23 protein-coding genes are annotated in these 21,347 nt (G+C 38.5%); 5 read left to right on the top strand and 18 right to left on the bottom strand.

The window, feature by feature from the left end:
• Nucleotides 1-10: 10 nt before the first annotated feature.
• From PH210_RS10150 to PH210_RS10095, 12 genes are all read right to left on the bottom strand, one after another.
• Nucleotides 11-1,006, bottom strand: coding sequence for a hypothetical protein (locus tag PH210_RS10150; protein ID WP_289985069.1), 996 nt, complete (start codon nt 1,004-1,006; stop codon nt 11-13).
• Entirely contained in the window at nt 999-1,376 is a 378-nt protein-coding gene (locus PH210_RS10145; protein ID WP_289985068.1) for a hypothetical protein, read from the bottom strand. Before PH210_RS10145 ends, PH210_RS10150 begins: the two co-directional genes overlap by 8 nt.
• Nucleotides 1,377-1,388: 12 nt before the next feature.
• Nucleotides 1,389-1,892, bottom strand: a complete 504-nt coding sequence (locus PH210_RS10140; protein WP_289985066.1) for a cytochrome c-type biogenesis protein — start codon at nt 1,890-1,892, stop codon at nt 1,389-1,391.
• Nucleotide 1,893: 1 nt separating this feature from the next.
• Nucleotides 1,894-3,876: a heme lyase CcmF/NrfE family subunit gene (locus tag PH210_RS10135; RefSeq protein WP_289985065.1), complete on the bottom strand. Its 1,983-nt coding sequence runs from the start codon at nt 3,874-3,876 to the stop codon at nt 1,894-1,896.
• Nucleotides 3,877-3,901: 25 nt separating this feature from the next.
• Nucleotides 3,902-4,354 carry a cytochrome c maturation protein CcmE gene (locus PH210_RS10130; RefSeq protein ID WP_289985064.1) on the bottom strand — a complete coding sequence of 151 codons (453 nt, stop codon included), beginning with the start codon at nt 4,352-4,354 and terminating at the stop codon, nt 3,902-3,904.
• A 13-nt stretch (nt 4,355-4,367) separates the two neighbouring features.
• Nucleotides 4,368-5,420: a hypothetical protein gene (locus tag PH210_RS10125; protein WP_289985063.1), complete on the bottom strand. Its 1,053-nt coding sequence runs from the start codon at nt 5,418-5,420 to the stop codon at nt 4,368-4,370.
• A 224-nt stretch (nt 5,421-5,644) separates the two neighbouring features.
• On the bottom strand, nt 5,645-6,298 hold the full coding sequence (locus PH210_RS10120; protein WP_289985061.1) for a c-type cytochrome: 654 nt from the start codon (nt 6,296-6,298) through the stop codon (nt 5,645-5,647).
• Nucleotides 6,299-6,309: 11 nt separating this feature from the next.
• Nucleotides 6,310-6,753 (bottom strand): PCYCGC motif-containing (lipo)protein, encoded by a 444-nt coding sequence (locus tag PH210_RS10115; RefSeq protein ID WP_354669977.1) that lies wholly within the window; start codon nt 6,751-6,753, stop codon nt 6,310-6,312.
• Nucleotides 6,754-6,913: 160 nt separating this feature from the next.
• A complete protein-coding gene (locus PH210_RS10110; RefSeq protein WP_289985058.1) occupies nt 6,914-7,411 on the bottom strand; it encodes a DUF6803 family protein in 498 nt (165 codons plus the stop codon).
• Nucleotides 7,412-7,618: 207 nt separating this feature from the next.
• Entirely contained in the window at nt 7,619-8,176 is a 558-nt protein-coding gene (gene efp / locus PH210_RS10105) for an elongation factor P (RefSeq protein ID WP_223591422.1), read from the bottom strand.
• 22 nt (nt 8,177-8,198) lie between these two features.
• Nucleotides 8,199-9,260 (bottom strand): M24 family metallopeptidase, encoded by a 1,062-nt coding sequence (locus PH210_RS10100; RefSeq protein ID WP_289985057.1) that lies wholly within the window; start codon nt 9,258-9,260, stop codon nt 8,199-8,201.
• 78 nt (nt 9,261-9,338) lie between these two features.
• Nucleotides 9,339-9,836, bottom strand: a complete 498-nt coding sequence (locus tag PH210_RS10095) for a YqhR family membrane protein (protein WP_289985056.1) — start codon at nt 9,834-9,836, stop codon at nt 9,339-9,341.
• Between the two features lie 255 nt (nt 9,837-10,091).
• Between PH210_RS10095 and PH210_RS10090 the strand changes: the two genes are divergently transcribed.
• Both PH210_RS10090 and PH210_RS10085 read left to right on the top strand, forming a co-directional pair.
• Nucleotides 10,092-11,036 (top strand): DUF1385 domain-containing protein, encoded by a 945-nt coding sequence (locus PH210_RS10090; RefSeq protein WP_289985055.1) that lies wholly within the window; start codon nt 10,092-10,094, stop codon nt 11,034-11,036.
• Between the two features lie 57 nt (nt 11,037-11,093).
• Nucleotides 11,094-11,486 (top strand): SA1362 family protein, encoded by a 393-nt coding sequence (locus tag PH210_RS10085; RefSeq protein WP_289985054.1) that lies wholly within the window; start codon nt 11,094-11,096, stop codon nt 11,484-11,486.
• Nucleotides 11,487-11,498: 12 nt separating this feature from the next.
• Here the strand turns inward: PH210_RS10085 and PH210_RS10080 are convergent, their stop codons facing one another.
• Nucleotides 11,499-12,371, bottom strand: coding sequence for a patatin-like phospholipase family protein (locus tag PH210_RS10080; protein WP_289985053.1), 873 nt, complete (start codon nt 12,369-12,371; stop codon nt 11,499-11,501).
• Nucleotides 12,372-12,489: 118 nt separating this feature from the next.
• On the opposite strand from PH210_RS10080, the gene PH210_RS10075 reads away from it, so the two are divergent.
• A complete protein-coding gene (locus PH210_RS10075; RefSeq protein ID WP_289985052.1) occupies nt 12,490-12,783 on the top strand; it encodes an RNA polymerase alpha subunit C-terminal domain-containing protein in 294 nt (97 codons plus the stop codon).
• A 39-nt stretch (nt 12,784-12,822) separates the two neighbouring features.
• Here the strand turns inward: PH210_RS10075 and PH210_RS10070 are convergent, their stop codons facing one another.
• Entirely contained in the window at nt 12,823-13,275 is a 453-nt protein-coding gene (locus PH210_RS10070) for a C40 family peptidase (RefSeq protein ID WP_289985051.1), read from the bottom strand.
• Between the two features lie 206 nt (nt 13,276-13,481).
• Nucleotides 13,482-16,040 (bottom strand): vitamin B12-dependent ribonucleotide reductase, encoded by a 2,559-nt coding sequence (locus PH210_RS10065; RefSeq protein ID WP_289985050.1) that lies wholly within the window; start codon nt 16,038-16,040, stop codon nt 13,482-13,484.
• A 379-nt stretch (nt 16,041-16,419) separates the two neighbouring features.
• Between PH210_RS10065 and PH210_RS10060 the strand changes: the two genes are divergently transcribed.
• Nucleotides 16,420-16,899: an SRPBCC family protein gene (locus PH210_RS10060; RefSeq protein ID WP_289985049.1), complete on the top strand. Its 480-nt coding sequence runs from the start codon at nt 16,420-16,422 to the stop codon at nt 16,897-16,899.
• A gap of 29 nt (nt 16,900-16,928) precedes the next feature.
• On the opposite strand, the gene lipM is transcribed toward PH210_RS10060, so the two are convergent.
• A complete protein-coding gene (lipM, locus tag PH210_RS10055; RefSeq protein WP_289985048.1) occupies nt 16,929-17,765 on the bottom strand; it encodes an octanoyltransferase LipM in 837 nt (278 codons plus the stop codon).
• A 190-nt stretch (nt 17,766-17,955) separates the two neighbouring features.
• On the opposite strand from lipM, the gene PH210_RS10050 reads away from it, so the two are divergent.
• Nucleotides 17,956-18,339 (top strand): rhodanese-like domain-containing protein, encoded by a 384-nt coding sequence (locus PH210_RS10050; RefSeq protein ID WP_289985047.1) that lies wholly within the window; start codon nt 17,956-17,958, stop codon nt 18,337-18,339.
• A gap of 202 nt (nt 18,340-18,541) precedes the next feature.
• On the opposite strand, the gene gcvPB is transcribed toward PH210_RS10050, so the two are convergent.
• Together gcvPB and gcvPA are read right to left on the bottom strand one after the other, a co-directional pair.
• Nucleotides 18,542-20,002, bottom strand: a complete 1,461-nt coding sequence (gcvPB, locus tag PH210_RS10045) for an aminomethyl-transferring glycine dehydrogenase subunit GcvPB (RefSeq protein WP_289985046.1) — start codon at nt 20,000-20,002, stop codon at nt 18,542-18,544.
• Nucleotides 19,995-21,341: an aminomethyl-transferring glycine dehydrogenase subunit GcvPA gene (gene gcvPA, locus PH210_RS10040; protein ID WP_289985045.1), complete on the bottom strand. Its 1,347-nt coding sequence runs from the start codon at nt 21,339-21,341 to the stop codon at nt 19,995-19,997. The genes gcvPB and gcvPA overlap by 8 nt, the downstream gene beginning before the upstream one ends.
• Between the last annotated feature and the right edge of the window lie 6 nt (nt 21,342-21,347).

Here is a 21,347-nt window from a genome sequence, read left to right as displayed (position 1 = left end):
CTGCCTGCTGCTACTCTATGAAATGACGTAAATTTAATTTCACTTGAACTAAATGCTGTTTATAAGCGTCCAGCTTAGCATGGTATTCACTCTCTGAAAGTTTTCCATCACCCAAGGTTTCTTCCAGTTCTATAATTTTATCCATTATGGCCTTTTGCTTAGCCATTAATAGTTTGAAAGCTTTTTCTTCCTTATCAGCGGCTAGTCTTTCCTCTTCCAATCTCGCCTTTCTTTTGAAATAGGCAAAATAGGAGATTCCGGCGATGATAATGGCTCCTAAAATAATTAAGAAAACATGCGGATTAAAGCGGTGTAATGGCGATTGTGCCCACATTCTAAGATGCCCTGGATTATGAAAAGCCGGTGCTGTGTGAGTTACGGCACTATTTTTTGAACTGTCACTTGTTGTTTGAGCTTGTTTTGTCTCATCCGCTGCAGGCTGTACATCTTTGTTGTATACCAGCGAGAAGCTTTGACCTGCCTTAAGACCTTCAATGCTATAGCCAAAATAGTTTTGATCATCAAATTTAAATAGTCCTTGACTTGTAGCTTGGACGCCTTTCGTTTCAATGCTTCCCATTCCTTCAGGAACAAGAATTTGCATCATTTGTACTTGATAATCTACCGTAAGTGAAATCTCCTTGCCTTTTTCCATTCGATAACTGTAAGGGAGTACCTGTGTTTGGCTTGCTGGCACAGGAGTTGTCGTAATAAACCCTTCTTCTACCTGTTTAAAGGCAATTTTGTTATCTAAAAAGTTTAGGTCTTTTGCTCCTTTAGGCAGAGTCACCTTTAATACGGCCTCATCTGAACCGTCACCTTTAAATTCTTCAGATGATGTATTCGTGTAATTTACCATATTCATCATATTCGTTGACCCATCTTCAGCTGGGCTAACAACAATGTAATGCATATCAATGGAAACCTTTGATTCAGATGCAGCTAAACCGTTTATTGGAATAAGCAGCATTAGTCCAAGGAGGAGAATGGTGATTTTTTTAATCACTTTCCTTCCCCCTTTTCTGTTCATAGTTTTTCATTTGAGCCTCAATTTCTTTTTCCACTTCAGCCATTAAATCTCGATCAACTCGTGCTGCGATTGTAAGTTCTTCTTCTTTCATAATTCCTGCTACTTCTGCTTCATATTGTTTCTTTAAATTTTTATAATCAGCGTGGGAGATTTTATCCATTTTGTATTCAAACTCTAATTCATTCAAGGTTATTAACAGTGCTTCCTTTGTGGAAACTAAATCTTGACCTTTTACACCGACGTTTAAATAAGTGTCCCATTTAAAATAAGGTGATAATATTAAAAACAGGCAAGCAAGAGCTAATAAAGCGGTTAAGATTATAGAAATAATTGAGATATCGTGCATTTTATTCACATCCTAAAGATACTTTTTGCGTTCTTCATCGATCATGGATGAAAGTATTTCTCCTTCAACTTCATCTTCAGTGTTCTGATAATCAGTGATTAGTTCTACTTTTCCTTTTCTCTTCACCCATTTACGAATGATAAAAAATAATGCTGTCGCTGCAACACCCAATACCGCAAAAGGAATAGCCCAAGCCGTTAAGCTAAAACCGCTTTTCTCCGGAGCAGTAAGGATTTCTTCTCCATAAATATTGACATAGTACTCACGGATTTTATCCTTATCCCATCCTTTTTTCATCATGCCAACTAAATCTTTTTTAAATTCAGTAGTCAGACTGCAAGTATTGGGATCACATTCATAATGGTCTTGGCCGCAGCCGCAGGTACAGGCAAATTGAGAGGCAACTGCTTTAAATTCAGCCGATTTATAGTCGAACTCTTTTGCTTCTACACGAAAGAATGATCCTTGAAAGATAAACGCTATAATTAGGAGCCCAAGGTATATTTTATTTTTCATATTAAGACACCTCTTTGCGAACTCCAGTGTACCTTGGAGTGACATTCCCATATTTTCCGTTCCAAACAGCGAATAGGGCACCGATTACAATCATAAAGGAACCAAACCATAACCAATTCATCATTGGATTAACCTTAACAACGAACGTTGCCTTCCCATCATCTTCCCAAGCACTCAACACAATATACAAGTCTTCTTTAACCGATGAAATAATGGCTACTTCTGATGATGGCTGTTCCCAGTTTCCATAAAAAACTTTTTCCGGCTGGAAAGTACCAAGTTTTTTTCCATCCCTAAACACTGTCACATCTGCATAAACGATATCGTTTATGCCTTCTTTTTTCTGATCAAGGCGATCATAATTAATTCGGTAATCCTTTAATTCAATCGATTGGCCTAATGAGACTGTTTTCATTGTTTCTAAATCATAGTTTTGTGAACCGATAATCCCCATTGTAATAAAGGCAATTCCAAGATGGACGATATATCCCCCATATCTGCGGCGGTTACGAATCATTAAACGGTATAAAGCCGTAATTGGAGCTTCTTTTGTCATCTTTCTTCTTGCTTTAACTCCTCGATAAAACTCTAGGAAGTGAGTGATTAAAAGTAAAATAATAACTCCATAGCCAATAACAGCCCATGCTTTTTGAATTCCAAGTACAATCATCAGTACCATGCCGGCTACGGCAAGGATAGAAGGTATCAAGAAATTTTTCCTTAGATTTTTTATTGTTGACCTTTGCCACGCAAGCATTGGACAAACGGCCATGACAAACATCATGGATAAAAGGATTGGTGCTTCTACTTTATTGAAAAATGGAAGTCCGACAGTTACTTTCGTACCGCGAACCGCTTCTGATACCAGTGGGAAAATCGTCCCCCAGAAAACTGCAAAGGCTGCACCTACTAGCAAAAGATTATTTATTAAGAAGCTGCTTTCCTTTGAAACAAAGGATTGGAATTCTCCGGCACTGCGCTTTAGCATGTTGTAACGACTCATTAAAACGTATAAAGCAAGAATGACAGCAACACCCATAAATATTAAGAAATATAACCCTAAATTCGAATTGGCAAAAGCATGGACAGATGTCAGAACACCACTTCGGACGAGGAAAGTACCAAATAACGTAAGAGCATATGAAACGATGATTAAACTAATATTCCATATTTTCAACATGTTTTTTCGTTCTTGAATCATGACAGAATGCAGGAATGCAGTAGCAGTTAGCCATGGCATAAATGAAGCATTTTCTACCGGATCCCACGCCCAATATCCGCCCCATCCAAGCTCAACATATGCCCATTGTCCGCCAAAAATATTTCCGAGACTTAAAAATAACCAAGCAATAATCGTCCAGCGCCTTGTCATTTTAATCCAGAAGTCATCAACATTTTTGAGAATTAATGCGGACATAGCAAATGCAAATGGCACAGCAAGACCCACATAACCAAGGTAGAGAGTAACTGGATGGATGATCATTCCAGGATTTTGAAGCATCGGGTTTAAACCCTTACCCTCAATCGGAATTGTATCTAAAAGAACGAATGGTTTTGCGACAAATCCTAGGATGAAAAAGAAGAAAACCGCATTAGCTAAAAGAATAGCTGAGATATATGGAACCATCGGGTTACCCTTCATCTTCCTTGAAAAAGCGATCATAATCGAGTAAAGGGTAAGGAAGAATGTCCACAATAACAAAGAACCAGCATTCCCCGCCCAAAGGGCAGTCAGTTTATAGATGATTGGCAGTTCACTGCTCGTATAATCAGTTACATATTCATATTGAAATTGTGATGTTGCTAAAAGGTAGAAAAGGGAAAGCATCGCCATTGCAGCACAAACAAATAATGCAATCATTCCGCCTTTACCACTGTTAATCAGTCTTTGATTTTTCGTGCTAATTCCCAAAGTTATAATAAGCAATGAATATATGGCAACAGCTAACCCTATATAAATTGTTGTGTTTGCGAATAAAAACATTTCTTCACCTTCTTATGTTTGCCTGTTATTTTTCTTTCGGTGGTTGATTAAGCTTATCCTTATGGGTTTCTGGATCATAGTTCTTCATATCTTTTCCTTCATATTTAGAAGGGCATCTCGTTTTGACTGTTTCCGCGACAAAGGTGTCTTTCTTTGTTGGAGCCCCTTGAAGAATGGTGATAACCCCCTCTGAGAAGTTATCCGGTTTTGGCCCTTTGTGAATCACGTGCATGATATTACCGTCGTTGTCCTTTACATCAAATTTCAATTCTATTTTGTCAGGATTCCATTTGATAGAGTCCTCGATTAATAGACCTTCTACCGTAACAAAATCGTCTTTATGTTGATCTTGTGTTGCAAGAAGCTCTTTCATGGTCAATTCGATTCCACTTGAACCTGGGGTAGCTACCATTAATAGAAAAACAATGGCTCCCGCAATAATAAATCCTCCAAGCATGACAAGCGTGTTCTTTCTCATTCTACTCACCTCATTAAATTAATTTTTTCATTTCTTCTTCGTACATTTCCTGATCGATCTTTCCGGTTAAAAGCTTTTTACGAAGTTCCTTTTTCTCATCCTCATTTGCAGTCTTATGTTCATTTTTTACATTTGTTGGTTTTTTCGGTTGTTGTTTATTTAGTTTGGTTATCTTTGTTGGATATTGTGATTTCCCTTTTAGTCCTAAGAAAATAAAGGCACCGGCAATAATAATCGCAATCCCAATAATTGATGCTCCTGCAACTCCAATAATTGGCTGTTTAGAATTATCGTTTCCGCTTTTTTTCACTTGATCTGTTGCTGTTCCATTAACACTGGAATGGTTTTTATCATTTGGTGGCTGCTGCTTGTTTATCGCTTCCATAGTTGATTCTGTTCCATCTTTTTTATAGGTGAAGGAATATTTTAAACTATCAGCCGGTTTTACATTTTTGTATTGGTAGTAATACAGCTCTTCACCATATTCACTTTTTGAATTTTTTTGTGCTTTCGGTTCAAGCTTGATATCTTTAGCATTCATAGGTGCATAAAAGATAACATCCAGCAGCTCTATATCAGCATTTTTTTGAAGTTCGTATGTAAAAGTTTTGTTGTCGTTTACACCCACAGTTTTGGTATAATATTCGATAACAAATTTATACGATTCGTTACTTTTTATCGGTTTCGCTGGTTTCCAGGTGATGAGCCCCTTATTTTTATCAACATCATATGGCCGCTGAACCTCTGGCTTATTTTCTTCTGGAAATTCTGCTACTAAATAGGCTTCAAAGCCTTTTTCCATTGCAGGTATTGGGACTTCAATTTTCCCATCATAATCTTGACCACTTTTGTTGGTAATGGTACCGTATTGGCCTACAAGTAATGAAGGAATATCCCGGGATCCCCAATCCTCTGGGTAATCAAATTCTGGCATTACTTGTATCTGCATTTCCTTAAAAGGAAATTTTTCCGCTTGAAACACTGTTTCGGCACTAGCCTTTGGAATGATAAAATTCGTAAAAAATGATCCAATTACGAATAATGCCAACAACCTCTTTTTAAGCATATTAATCCTCCTTGACCTATGGAAAGCTGAGTAATTTATACTATAGTCCTCTTTGAAATAAATATAATCGTTATTGAATCCTCTTTGTTGAACCACTCTTGAACATTTTGTTAAAGGACAAAAAACGTTACCTTTTCGCCAAAAATCAACCACAAATTGGACACATTTGATAAAAAATGAAAAAAACCTTAAATCTACCATGTAGATTTAAGGTTTTGCTTTCATCATTTTTTCTCCCAAGAACGAATATAAGAAACAATATCGGAAATATCTTTTTCTTTAAGCTGCCGTACCCCATCAAGACCCTTCAAAGAAGAACCCATGCGTGTTTCTTCACGGCCGTAAGCAATATCAATCCAAATTTGCTTATCGGTTGTATACTTCAAATACATTGGATTTGACAATGCTGTTCCCATTTTTTGCTTCCCTGAACCAGCTTCGCCATGACAAGTTAAACAATACATATTATATTGTTTCTTGCCTTTTTCCGGATTACCAGAAAACGTTTTTGGAGCATTAAATTTTATCTCCTCAGTTTGCCAATCCCTTAAGAATGCAACAAGATTTTTCAAATCCTTTTCCGGTAAACTTGAACCATAAGCCGGCATCGCGGTCGCTTCTCTGCCGGATTTTACATAATTATAAAGATCTTTATCCGATACAGAGCTTAAAAAGTGTTGATTGTTTATGGCTGTCCCAGTTTTTAAACCTTCACCTTTTCCGGTTTTACCGTGACAAATAAGACAGTTTTTATTGTAAACTTTTTCACCTGCAGCAATTGAATTAGAGTTCTTGGAATTAATAAGATCGCTATTCCCTATACAAAAAATGATTCCAATAATAATCAAAATGTAACTTCCGATTAGTATTTTTTTCATGGGTTACTCCCTTACTTTGGTTCCTGTGTTGGAGTTGGTTCCCCAAAATCTTCATATTTTCTTGTAATTAAATCATATATTTTACTAGGACTTTTTCCGTCAAGATGCATTTCTACCGCCTCCCGGGCGATATTGACACAAGTGTCTCATGCTATACCATGCGAATCCCATTCTTCCACGGCATTTTCTCCACCCATTTGTCCTACAAAGCAATCTAGATTGCTCTTATGTCCATCGCTTACACAGCCGCAATAGCAAGGAACTTGCGCTACCACTTCTGGATAGGTTGCTGCCATTATATAGGTCTCTTGAATTTTCTCTGAAGAATTCAACACATAATCGGGAAGCGGCTTATGTTTTTTATCAAGCTTTAAATCTTGTATTTTTGAACTGCAGCCAGCCGCAACAATTGCCATAACAATGACTAGAAATAAAAGAGATGTTATTCGTTTCATGTATTGTGTCCCCCCTTCCCTTTTATTTATTTTTTCAAGTTCATTTTAGCAAATAGGAAATGGCTGAATTGTTATTAATTCTTACTATTTCGTGAAGTTTTTAAGATAATTAAATGTAAAACGCTGAAAAGCCCTTTTTGGAATCTTCAGCGATTTCGCTCTACATATTCATCATGTCATGACCACCATGACCTACTGTTCCAATTGAAGGGTCGACCATCCCAAAAATCATGGCCACGTGGGCAACGACTAGGAACATCCCCACGAAAAAGGCATGAATCTTCAACTTTTCTTCTGCGGTTTTGCTTTTATAGATAAGACCCAAATCTAAGAGGGCCATTCCTAGTAATGGTACGATTCCAAGCAGGTAAAAAGTCACCGCGACAACATCAATCCAGCCTTTCCATTCTCCATTTACGGATAATGGAATATACGCTGTCTTCATTAAGTAAACGAAAATTCCTGTAAAATAAAAACCAGCTATAATGCTTACGATCTTATTAACTTTTCTTAAGCAGCCATTTAGATTCCGGGTAAAAAGGATACCTAATTCAGTAATCGCAATGGTTTCTGCACAGATGACTGGTATCGCCATAAAAATGATTAAATTCCACGGCTGATTGTCTGCTAATAATCCCATATAATGTGTCATGTTCATATTTATCTACTCCTTTAGTTTGATTACACTTTTAATCTAAAAAAAAAGTGTGCAGAAACTTAGGAGAAAGTTTGGAGAATTTGTTAAAAATATGATCATAAACTTGGTTGTTTATTTGCGCTCCAATCAACAATGTCTTTTAACAGAGCTAAAAATAAAAAAAGCCTTAGTACCGTTTTTTGCGGTCTAAGGCTTTTTTACTCATTATTATGCTCTTGATACGTATGATGCTTCTGTAGTATTGATAATTAATCTGTCACCTTGGTTAATAAAGAATGGCACTTGAACAATTAATCCAGTTTCAAGTGTTGCAGGCTTCGTACCACCGGACGCAGTGTCACCTTTAATTCCTGGTTCTGTTTCTGTTACTTCCAATTCAACTGTGTTTGGCAATTCTACTCCAAGTGTTTCATGATTAAACATCATAATATGAACTTCCATGTTTTCTTTTAAAAACTTTAATTCATATTCAATGTTATTGGCAGGAAGTTCTACTTGCTCGTATGAATCCATATCCATAAACACATGCTGGTCACCGCTTGCATAAAGATATTGCATTTTGCGGTTATCGATTTGTGCTTTTTCTACCTTTTCACCCGCACGGAATGTTTTTTCTTGAATGGCTCCATTACGCAGGTTACGCAGTTTAGAACGAACAAACGCCGCCCCTTTCCCTGGCTTTACGTGTTGGAAATCCATGACGCGCCAAAGGCCGCCATCCACTTCGATAGTTAATCCTGTACGAAAATCGTTAACAGAAATCATGTTATAAATCCTCCTATGTTCGTTACAAAATAATTAGATCTTTCGTTGAATGAGTAAGTGCTTCGTTATGATCCTTGGTAATTAAGGTATCATCTTCAATCCGAACGCCGCCAAGTCCTGGAATGTATATACCTGGTTCACAAGTAACGACCATTCCTGGTTCTAAAACGAGATCAGATTTGCTGGATAGACCTGGGCCTTCATGGACCTCTAGACCAATTCCATGGCCTGTTGAATGCCCGAAATATTCACCATAACCTTTTTCAGTGATGTAGTCTCTCGTTAAAGCATCTGCTTCTTTTCCAGTTATTCCTGGTTTAATACCATCCATACCGCGTAATTGGGACTCTAGAACGATATTATAAATTTCCTTCAGCTTTGCATCAGGCTCACCAACAGCAACTGTTCTTGTGATATCGGAAACATATCCCTTGTAATACGCACCGTAATCAAGTGTTACCATGTCACCTTTTTCGATTACTTTGTCACTTGCTACACCATGCGGAAGTGCAGAACGATGTCCAGAAGCTACAATGGTATCAAAAGAAGATGAAGTTGCTCCAGCTTTTCTCATAAAGAATTCTAACTCATTCGATACTTCCAGTTCAGTTTTCCCTGGACGAATAAAATCTAAAATATGTTTAAATGCAGCATCAGCAATATCCGCTGCTTCCTTTAATATCTTAATCTCTGCATCGGTCTTAATCAAGCGTAATTTTTCCACAACCCCTGAAACCGGAACAAGTTCAGCTTCAACTTCTTTGTCATATACTTTAAAGGAAGAGTAAGTTAAATAATCCTCTTCAATTCCAAGCTTTTTAATGCCTAAATTTTTTGCCTGCTTGGCCACTTCCTCAGGAATGGAACCAGAAAACTTAATGATTTCAAAACCGCCGCATTGTTTCGAAGCCTGCTCAATATAGCGAAAATCGGTAATAAAAAGGGCTTTATCTGCACTGATTAAAACAACCCCTGCAGAGCCTGTGAAATTTGATATGTACCGGCGATTAAACGAGCTTGTAATTAGGATTCCATCAATCCCATATGCACCAAAGCTTGACCGTAATTTTTCTAATTTCTCCATCGTTCCCACTCTCCTTTTCAAATCCAAACGAAGACACAAATATTTTATCATAACGAGCGGATTCCGACTAATTACAAGTTAAGATGATGCTTCATTCTCTTGTGCTATATTATTTTGGTACTCGTAATTAATGGAATATCCAATAAAAATTCCATAAACGATATAAATACAAATAGACGTAATAATGGTATCTCGGCTTAAATCAAAAAATGGTTTTATTCCAGGAAAAAGAGGATTTAGGACAAAGAATACCAAAAAGTACAAGATAAGCCCATAAATGATACCAAACCAAAATCCTTTCAGTTTCCTTAAAACGAAATAGTATATAAACGCCGCCACGACTGAAATAATTCCTAATAATAAAAGAGAAATTACCGTTCCCTGCCATTGAGTTTTCCAATCCCCAAAAGCCCATGGCCCTAAGATTACATTTGGATGAATTTCCGTAAAACTTAAATAATTCGCAAGATATCCAATAAACCCCCAAAAAACACCACCAAATAAACCAGTCCAGAAGACCATTACAGGAAATGACATTGGTTTTGGATAATCATCTGTTTTTAGTATATTAGCCATTAGCATAAACCTCCAATTTTAACTTTCAAACAAAAGCTTATTTTTACAAATCATGTATGCACTTGAATAAATTCCACCTTATTATGTCCCTCGGGTTTCATTCCCTTGCATGCAAAAAAAAAATTACTGAATTTAGATGGAAAAATTATGTCATTCCTAGAGGTTTTTTCATTTTTCTAGTAGAATACATTTAAGTACATACAGATTTATCATTTCTGCTATTGTGCAACTTTTGTAATAGGTTGGTGTTCACTTATGTCCCATACTCAAAAACCCGTATATGGCGGTCAAGCCGTTGTAGAAGGAGTCATGTTTGGCGGAAAACATCATTATGTGACCGCGGTTCGCAGAAAAGATCATTCTGTAGAATTTTTCCATTTGCCACGTAAAGGAAACCCTTATTTTTCATTTTTGAAAAAAATTCCGTTTATTAGAGGGATTATTGCCATAATTGAGGCAAGTGCGAATGGCTCCAAACACTTAAACTTCTCCACGGAAAGATTTGATTTAGACCCAAAAGAAGATGCAAAAATTAAAGAAAAAGAAGTCTCCAAATTTACGATGTATCTTGGAGTTGCTGTAATAGGAGTCATTTCATTTTTATTTGGTAAATTCGCTTTTACCCTAATTCCAGTTTTTTTAGCGGAATTAACAAAACCCATCTTCCCATCAGATGTTGCTCAAGTATTAGTAGAAGGGTTGTTTAAGCTTCTACTGCTCCTTTCCTATATATATTTCGTATCACTTACTCCTCTTATTAAAAGGGTGTTTCAATATCATGGGGCTGAGCATAAAGTAATTAATACCTTTGAAGCTGGAGTCGAATTGACAATTGAAAATGTTCAGGCACACTCACGGCTTCATTATCGGTGTGGCAGCAGTTTCATCCTATTTACTGTCATTGTCGGCGTTTTTGTCTATTTACTTGTACCAACATCGCCGCTTTGGTTACGCATTGTCGACCGACTTCTTTTAATACCTGTTGTATTAGGCATTGCCTTTGAAGTTTTGCAGATTACAAACAAACTTAGAGATATACCAGTATTGAAATACCTAGGTCTGCCTGGACTTTGGTTACAGCTTTTAACGACTAAAGAACCAAATGATGACCAGGTCGAAGTGGCTATCCTTTCCTTTAATGAATTGTTAAGAAGAGAAAAGGAATCTGAGGTCTCTTTTGAAGAGGAAGAAATTGTTTAATCTTTGCTTTTTTCGGGTTTAAAAGGTTAAAAAAATGCTTATGATGCTCTTAGGGAGGTGGCTTTCTTGAAAAATCGGACATCCGTGTTTGTCGTTGGCGGTCTTATTATTCTTGCTTTATTAGGTATTTATGGCTCTTTTACAGCTAATCCTGCCGGTTTCATTCAGAGAATAGCTGTCATCGCATTGATCGGTTTAATCATATATTTCGTTGTACGTAAATTTTCAAATTCGAGCCCCCAAAAAAAAGAGCAGCGGGCATTTCTTAAAGCAGCAAAACAATCGAAAAAACGATTGCAGCTAAAGGGCGGAGATGCATCTGTTAAAGGATCTGCCCATGGGACGTTAACCTCATTAAAGAAAAGCAGCAAAACAAAAAAGAAATCTCCTGCTCATCTCACCGTTATTGATGGGAAAAAGAGTAAAAAGAAAAATCGAGCATCGTTTTAGATGCTCGATTTTTTAATAACACCATGTTTTTAAAAACTGTTTAGCCTGCTCTTTTCCTAACTCAAACAGTTTTTGTTTCTTATCATCTGTTAATTGGAACTCCAATGAGAAAAAACCATCAGTTGGAATAAAGATGATATTTTTTGCATGTTTTTTGGAAATGTACCTTGCATCATGTGCATCCTTCATGGTCTCGAATAAGGCTGCCATTAATTGAATGCCATTGTTGATCTTGTGTTTTTTATGTTCGTATTCATTTGGACTTAGCTTGATTCCCAGTACAGGTCTTACTTTTTGAATATTATCCTTATCAAAAAGCCACATCGGGAAATTACTTAGGACTCCTCCATCCACTAAAATGTTTGAATGCATTTTAACAGGTTCAAAAAAATATGGAATGCTGCAGCTCATTCTAATGGCTTTTGCGACTGGAAAGGAACCAGGATCGATCCCGTATTTTACTAAATCATCTGGCAATACGACCATTTGACCATTTGATAAGTCTGAAGCGATTACTCTTAAAGATTGTGGAGGTAAATCGGAAAAGGTACTTATTCCTTTAGCTTCCAGCTTTATTTTCATCCATTTTTCAAACTTTTTTCCTTTATAAAGACCAAGTTTCCAATAAACAGATAGCCATTTTATAAATGGAATTGGAATGAATGTTTTACGGGCATCGAGCATGTTTGATATATCCAGCTCATCTATCATTTGATAAATTTCTTTGCTTGTGTAGCCGGCAGCGATTAGCGCTGCCACGATTGATCCTGCACTGGTTCCTGCCACCCTGACAAACTGTATTCCTCTGCTTTCAATTTCTTCACAGGCACCTACAAGTGCAAAGCCTTTCATTCCTCCCCCAGAAAAAACGCCGTCTATTTTCATGGCAGCCACTCCCTAGATGAAGTCATTGTTACATTTTTAATCGGCTTGTTAGCAAAATAGTACAGCGGACAAAGAGAAAATTTTTAAGTATGTGGTATTTAAGAAAGGAGATAATTAAATGGAAGCATCGGAAAAGAAATTAAGGATTTGCAGTCAAGGACACAAATATTATAAAAGCAGCGATTGTCCAACCTGTCCGACATGTGAGCAAGAACGTAAACCTGAAAATGGATTTCTTTCATTGCTCTCTGCTCCAGCTAGGCGAGCATTGGAAAACAATGGGATATCTACATTAAGGACGTTATCAAAATATAGTGAAAAAGAAATTTTACAATTCCATGGGATGGGGCCAGCTTCTTTACCTAAACTTAGGTCTGCTTTAAAGGAAAATGGATTGACATTTAGGTCATAAAAAAGAACATCGCCATGGACGATGTTCTTTTTTGTACAATTAGATTCGTTTTGCTCCAATGTATCTTGGCTTCCAATAGCTGTTGCTTGTATAGGTAATGATTACACCCTTTGAAGATGAAGCCATAATCATTTTCCCTGCACCAATATAAATCGCAACGTGATCTGGTCTGCTTGCTTTCGTTGGTGCAAAGAACATTAGGTCTCCCGCCTGTAAAGAACCTACACGATACCCTTTTGTGTAAAACATGTCTGCTGCCGTCCTAGGTAAAACTTTACCTGCTTGTCCAAACGAGTATTTTACAAGACCTGAACAGTCGAAGCCTCTAGGAGTAATGCCGCCATATCGATATGGAACGCCTAAATGGGCTTTTGCTACTGAAATTGCTTTTGTATGATAATATGCCGCTTCTGCTTTATCACCCGCAGTGGCAAACAAAGAAGTTGTTATAGTAGCTGTAATTGCTAAAGCTGCGATAAGTTTCTTCAACATTTGTTAGTCCCCCTTGGAGTGATTTGATATTCATACTATACAAGGGAAGAGTAACAGAGAGGTCACAGCCAGATTACAGTTCTGTTACAAAAATTATTCTAGAATAACTTCATGTAAGTGTAAATTAGAGGATCATGAGGCCCTAAGCATAGTCAAAATAATAAAAAAGCGAACGGACATTTACCTTCCATTCGCTCTAATATATTCTATAATCCACATTTTAATTGGGCATTACAATTTGTACAAGTATTACAGCCGCCAATTTCCTTTACTTTTCCTTTACGGCAGACTGGGCATGTGTTGCCAACTTCAGATCCGATAGTCACGTCAGTTGAACGAAGATCGCTGATCGTATCGACTAGAACAACATGCTGTTTTGGTTTTTCATCAAACATGGATAACTGCTCATTCGTATTCTCTTCTGCTTTCAGTGTTAGTACTTGAGAATCACGTGAACCGTCTACATAGACAGTACCGCCTTTTGCACCACCGCGATATAGACGCTCATATACCTTTTCTACTTGTTCCACACTGTATCCTTTTGGTGCATTTACAGTTTTACTGATAGAACTGTCGATCCACCGCTGAATAACGCATTGAACATCTGCATGGGCTTCAGGCGCAAGCTCCATTGCTGTCACAAACCATTTTGGCAGATTGTTTGGATCAGCTTCAGGATGCTTCTCAAGATATTCTTGAACAATATCTGCATTTACTTCAATAAATTTGCCTAAACGTCCGCTGCGGAAGTATGAGAATGAGAAATAAGGCTCTAATCCGGTTGAAACACCAACCATTGTTCCAGTGGATCCCGTTGGGGCAACAGTCAGCAAATGAGAATTTCTAATTCCGCTTTCTAAAATAGATTCGCGGATGTCTTCAGGCATTTTCTTCATATATCCCGTTTCAATGAAAGCCTTTCGTAAACGATTTGTTTCTTCATAGGTTTCACCGTTTAAGAATGGGAAGCTTCCCTTCTCTTTCGCCAATTCAACAGATGCTTTATATGCAGTCGTTGCAATTGCTTCAAATACCTGATCAACGAGTTGGTTACCTTCTGGTGAACCATACTCTGTTTCGCAGTAGATTAATAAATCATGCAGCCCCATCACTCCAAGACCCACACGACGTTCACCTAAAGCTTGCCTTTTGTTTTCTTCTAAGAAATATGGAGTAGCATTGATGACGTTGTCCTGCATGCGGACGCCAATAGCTACAGTTTGCTTTAATTTTTCAAAATCAACGGTTTTTGTATCCTTATCAGCCATCTCAGCAAGATTAACTGCTGCCAGGTTACATACAGAAAATGGTGCAAGGGGTTGTTCACCACATGGATTTGTTGCAACAACTTGTTGACCATATGCTTTCGCATTTGTCATGTCGTTTGCGTTATCAATAAAGAATATTCCAGGTTCAGCAGAGTAGGTTGCGCAGATATTTATTAGATTCCAAAGCTCTTTTGCTTTAATCTTTTTATAAACACGCACTTTATAACCGAGCTTTTCCCACTCACGAACATCTCCGACTTTATGCCATTCTTCGTTGTAGAATTTCATTTCCTCTTCATTGTAATGCTCTACATATGGGAAACGAAGTTCATATTCACCATCGTTTTCAACAGCTTCCATAAATTCCTTTGTTAAACACACAGAGATGTTTGCACCCGTTAAGAATTCAGAATTATGAACTGTAAAATTACCGCCGGTTTCTAGTTTTTCTTCAGCCTCAGCTATAATCGAATCACTGAACCCTCCAAAACCAGGGATGTTTTTATAATTGACAATTCCTTGATACATCGCCGTTTCCTGCAAAGTCAATGCTGTGAACTTTAGCTTATCTTTAGCATGCTTTTTAATTGTTTCATCATTTGTATTTTCAATTAAGAATCGTAGAATTCTAGGGTTTTGCATTTTTGAAATAATGAATTCAATAATGTCAGGATGCCAATCCGCCAGCATAATCATCTGAGCGCCCCTGCGGCTGCCCCCTTGTTCGACTAAGTGAGTCAACTTCGCAATATCATCCAGCCACGAAACCGAACCCGATGACTTTCCATTTACACCTCTTGCAAGGGTGTTTCTTGGTCTTAATGTCGAACCATTCGTTCCAACACCGCCGCCGCGGCTCATGATCTCCATGACCGACTTCCGGTGGTCTGAGATACCTTCTCGAGAGTCCGGAACAAACGGCATTACGTAACAATTAAAGAATGTTACCTCCGTACCGGATCCTGCTCCGTAAAGAACACGCCCAGCAGGAATGAAGTTCATGTTTACAAGCTCCTGATAAAACTTTTCTGTCCACTCAATTCGCTTCTCTTCTGTTTCTTCAACAGAAGCAAGGCCCGTGGCATTCCTTTTTGCAATCTGCTCATAAAAAAGTTCCAGCGGCTTTTCGATTACATCGAGAGAGCGCCAGATCATTCCTGTTTCAGATTCCTGTTGATCATCCAGAACGCCTCTGAATTCCTCTTCCACCAAAACCTTTGCCTTTTTCTTTTCCCAATCGATTTCTTTTATAGTACCAAGCCCTCTAGCTGGAAATTTCGGATCCTCTTTAATCGTCAAAACAACAAAGTCACCATTCGTCAGGGTAATTTTTGCAGTATCTTTAAAGGTATAGCGGTCTAGCATGACCAATCGCGAAACGCCCTTGTGGGTTATTTTCATATCTGGGGTTACTGGGTGCACCTGGGGAAATAAGCCGATGTCCTCATTCAACCTCTCAAAATCGATATTCATTTTTTGTCTAAAAACTATAGACATGAAAACAACTCCTTCAATTAAAAAATTCTGTATATTGTGTTAGATTCTAGTAAGCTAAGCTATATCTAGTTGTCTTAATAAACATAAGTTAACATAGAATTACAGCACAAATCAACTAAAACTCAATATATGGTACCGAAAATATTTTCGACACTACTACATATTGTAGATTAGGCAAAAAATAATTATTTTGTCAAACTTAAAATACACTAGATTTTTAAGCAAAATAAAGATTTCTTTGGTTTTTCGGCAAAAAACCGCAATTTTTAACATATTTTGCGGTTTGAGAATTATTTTTTATCCGAATACAGGCATACCAATTTATAAGCTTTGTCCAAAATGATATTATAAACTAATAGATTTTTGGGAGGGGTATAAAATGCTTGCGGAAATAAAAAAAGACGGAAACGGCTATATCGCTAAATTCGAACGGCATTTAAACCATTCGGCTGAAGATGTATGGTCATATTTAACGGACAATGACAAACTGCCAAAATGGTTCCCAGAGCTTCGAGTAGGTGAGCTTCGTGAGGGGGGCGGCATTAAATTTAATATGGGCAATGGCACCTTTATCGAGATGACGATTACAGAGTTAAAAATGCAATCCATATTGGAATATACCTGGGCAGCGGATCTGGTTCGGTTTGAACTTTATCCCAAGATTGATGGCTGCAAATTAGTCCTGAATGAAAAATTAACTTCAATTACCGGCCATACTCCTCGGGACCTTGCTGGATGGCACGTATGCTTAGATGTCATCGAGGCTATGCTCGATGGACGGACAATTGAGTCTCGAAATGACGTATGGAAAATTTGGTATGAGAAATATATAAAGGCAATTGAGGAAGTCTCTGTATAATAAAAAAAGGCGAAAAATTTCGCCTTTTTTTATCTTTTAAAATTCCACTCATCATTCTCATAGCGTTCTTTTGCAATTTTTTCAACATATGCAAGCTCTTCTTCTGTTAACTGATAAGGTTCAAGCTCAATATTTAGTCCCTCAGCAAAGCCCTTGTAAAAAGCCTCTTTGGCCTCTTCCAGCGTTATTCTTCTTGGACTAATCGCATTAATTGCGACAGCTTTATCTTTAAAGGCCTTCTTCATCCGTTCCTTTACACGGTCATTCGGATACTTAAATAAGCTAAACAGCTTATCTTCATCTAAATCTAATAATATCGATCCGTGCTGGAGAATGACTCCCTTCTGCCTTGTTTGCGCGCTGCCTGCCACCTTCCGGCCTTCCACTACAAGCTCATACCAGCTCGGAGCGTCAAAGCAGACTGCAGAGCGAGGGTTTTTAAGGGCATCCCGTTCTTCTGCCGTTTTCGGAACAGCAAAATAGGCTTCTAACCCTAGATGGTGAAACCCTTTTAAAATGCCTTCTGAAATCACTCGGTAAGCCTCTGTGACCGTTTTCGGCATCTCTGGATGGTCTTCTGATACGATTACACTATATGTAAGCTCATGCTCATGAAGGACGCCGCGTCCGCCCGTTGGCCTTCTGACAAAGCCTAACTGATGTGCTTTTACTGCCTCCATATCGATTTCTTTTTCTACTTTTTGAAAGTAACCAACAGAAAGCGTTGGAGGGTTCCAGCCATAGAAGCGAATGACCGGCGGAAATTTCCCTTCGCTGTGCCAGTCAAGAAGTGCCTCATCTAATGCCATGTTAAAAGATGGTGAACTATTTCCTGTATCTATAAAACGCCAAACTTCCTTTTCCATGCAAAAACCTCATTTTTGTAAAATTATATGTTAAGTCTACCAAAATCTGATAGGAATTCAAAATGAGATGATTCTGCTATAATATTTTTAGGTACTCTTTAAAGAATTTTTTCCATTCATCTTTATCTTTCCGGGTTTGGCTTATATAATAAATACTAGTGCAGCAAAGCTTGAAAGGAGCAAAAAGGAATTGAATTCACTTTATTTCTTATTAGTCGTTATCGCAGCAGTTATTATTTACTCCGTTTTCACGTATTTCTACCAAAAAAGGATTGTCAAAACGGTAACTGAAGAGGATTTTCGTTCAGGGTATCGTAAGGCACAGCTAATAGATGTTCGTGAACCGAACGAGTTCGAAGGCGGTCATATTCTAGGCGCACGTAATATCCCAATGTCTCAAATGAGAATGCGAATGAAAGAAATTCGATCTGACATGCCTGTTTATCTTTATTGCCAAAGCGGCATGCGCAGCGCCCGTGCAGCCCAATTTTTACACCGTAAAGGCTATAAAGACCTAACCCAGTTGCAAGGCGGATTTAAAAAATGGTCTGGAAAAGTAAAAGCAAAGAAATAAGTTTGAGGCTCCGGAAGCAGTTTCCGGAGCCTTTTTTATGTATGTTGGTGGATTGGACAATTTTTTATGAGTATTGGATATTTTTTAAGCATTATTGGACAATTTTAAGTGGTGTTCGGACAAATTATAGACAGTTTTGGACATTTAAACCTTTTTTCCAACAAAAAAGGGATGATTCACAAACGAATCATCCCTAAACTTATTAGGCCTTTTGGTATTTTAATACTGGTTTCCGAGCGGCAGTAGTTTCGTCCATACGGCCGACCACAGTTGTGTGCGGCGCCTCTTGAACAACCTCTGGATTTTCCTCTGCTTCTTTGGCAATTTGGATCATAATATCGACGAAAGAATCCAAAGTTTCCTTTGATTCAGTTTCTGTCGGCTCGATCATAATACACTCTTCCACATTTAACGGGAAGTAAATGGTTGGCGGATGGTAGCCAAAATCAAGCAGGCGCTTCGCAATATCAAGGGTACGCACGCCTAACTTTTTCTGACGGCGGCCGCTTAAAACAAATTCATGTTTACAATGTCTATCAAACGGAAGATCATAATATTCAGCAAGTCTTCTCATCATGTAGTTCGCATTTAGAACTGCATATTCTGTTACCGCCTTTAAGCCGTCTGGACCCATGGAACGGATATAGGTATAGGCACGAACGTTAATACCGAAGTTTCCGTAATATGGCTTTACACGTCCGATTGATTGTGGACGGTCATAATCAAGAACATACTCTTCACCGCGTTTCGCGATCACCGGTTTTGGGAGGAAGGGAATTAAGTCAGCCTTAACCCCAACAGGACCAGAACCTGGTCCGCCGCCTCCGTGAGGGCCGGTAAAGGTCTTATGAAGATTTAAGTGAACAACGTCAAAGCCCATGTCACCTGGTCTTGCTTTAGATAAAACTGCGTTTAAGTTCGCGCCGTCATAGTAAAGCTTACCACCAGCATCGTGCACAATCTCAGCCATTTCAAGGATATTTTCTTCAAATAGTCCTAGTGTATTTGGGTTGGTCAACATTAATGCAGCCGTATCCTCGCCAACAACTCTTCTTAAATCCTCAAGGTCTACAAGACCATTTTCATTCGATTTAACGGTAATTGTTTCAAGACCTGCAACTGTGGCAGAGGCAGGATTGGTACCGTGCGCTGAGTCAGGAACGATTACTTTTGTACGCTTCAAATCGCCATTCGCTTCATGATAAGCACGGATCATCATCAATCCTGTCCATTCACCATGGGCACCTGCAGCCGGTTGAAGGGTTACTTCGTCCATTCCCGTAATTTCAATTAAATGCTCTTGCAAGTCATACAAAAGCTCTAGTGCGCCTTGGACAGAGCTTTCGTCTTGCAATGGATGCACATGGGCAAATCCGTTAAAGCGGGCAACATTTTCATTGATTTTTGGATTATATTTCATTGTACAAGAGCCAAGTGGATAAAAGCCAGAATCTACTCCGTGATTTCTTCTTGATAGGGCAGTATAATGGCGCATGATATCAAGCTCAGATACTTCAGGAAGCTCCGGTTCATCAACACGTAAGAATCCTTCTGGGAGAAGACCATTTAGATCTGCTTCCGGAACATCCATTTCCGGCAGGCTGTATCCAATACGTCCGGGTGTGCTTAGTTCAAAAATGAGCGCTTGATCTTGATTATGCATGCATATCCCCCAATTCTTTCACTAGTGTATCAATTTCTTCCTTCGTTCTTTGCTCCGTAACGGCAATAAGCATATGGTTAGACAACTCAGGATAATCACGGCCTAAATCATAACCGCCAATGATTCCTTTTTGTAAGAGCTGTTGATTGACTTCTTTAACAGGCTTATTTAATTTGACCACAAATTCGTTAAATGAAGGGCCATCGTAAATAACTTCAACCCCTGCTTCTTTAAAGGCAGTTTTCGCATAGTGCGCCTTCTGTAAGTTGGATGCAGCCATTTCTCGAACGCCTTTTTTACCAAGAGCCGTCATGGCAACCGACGCAGCAAGTGCATTTAGCGCCTGGTTCGAACAAATATTGGAAGTCGCTTTATCACGACGGATATGCTGTTCACGTGCCTGAAGGGTTAATACAAAACCGCGACGGCCTTGGTCATCGGTTGTCTGTCCAACGAGACGTCCAGGTACTTTACGCATTAATTTTGTTGTTACAGCGAAAAATCCGCAGTGTGGTCCGCCAAAGGCAGTTGGAATTCCGAACGGCTGTGCATCGCCAATCACAATATCTGCACCAAATTTCCCTGGAGGTGTCAAAACTCCAAGTGATAATGGATTGCTTGAAACAACAAACATCGCTTTATGTTCATGAATGACTTCTTCAAGTTCATTCAAAGGTTCGATTCTGCCGAAAAAGTTCGGATATTGGACGATAACAGCAGCAACTTCGGAATTCACCAATCCTTTTAAAGCCTCAACGTCAGTGACACCGTCTTTTACAGGAACTTCTACAACGTCAAGATATTGACCTTTTGCATAGGTCTTTAATACTTCACGGGACTCTGGATGTACTGCACCTGATACAACAATCGTCTTGCGCTTTGTATGACCAGCACTTAGCATCGCTGCTTCTGCAAGAGCTGTTCCACCATCATACATTGAAGAGTTAGCTACATCCATTCCTGTTAATTCACAAATCATTGTTTGGAATTCAAAAATGGCTTGAAGTTCACCTTGTGAAATCTCTGGCTGATATGGTGTATAGGCTGTATAGAATTCTGATCGGGAAATGACATGGTCTACAATTACAGGCATGTAATGGTCATAAACACCAGCACCTAAGAAAGAAACATTTCTTTTTAGGTCTGCATTACGGCTTGCCATATTAAATAGTTCTTTCATTAATGCCGTTTCTGATTTTGCTGCTTTTATATTATATTCACCTTTAAATCTCACTTTTTCAGGGATATCACTAAAAAGCTCATCAACGGAGGAAACACCAATTGTTTCAAGCATAGCCTTCTTATCTTGTTCAGTCATTGGTAAATAACGATGTTTCATTAACCT

It is taken from the genome of Paenibacillus sp. BSR1-1 (assembly GCF_030403775.1).
GTDB lineage: Bacteria > Bacillota > Bacilli > Bacillales > Cytobacillaceae > Neobacillus.
The sequence above is the reverse complement of the archived record's forward strand: the minus strand, read 5'-3'. Positions and strand labels throughout refer to the sequence as shown.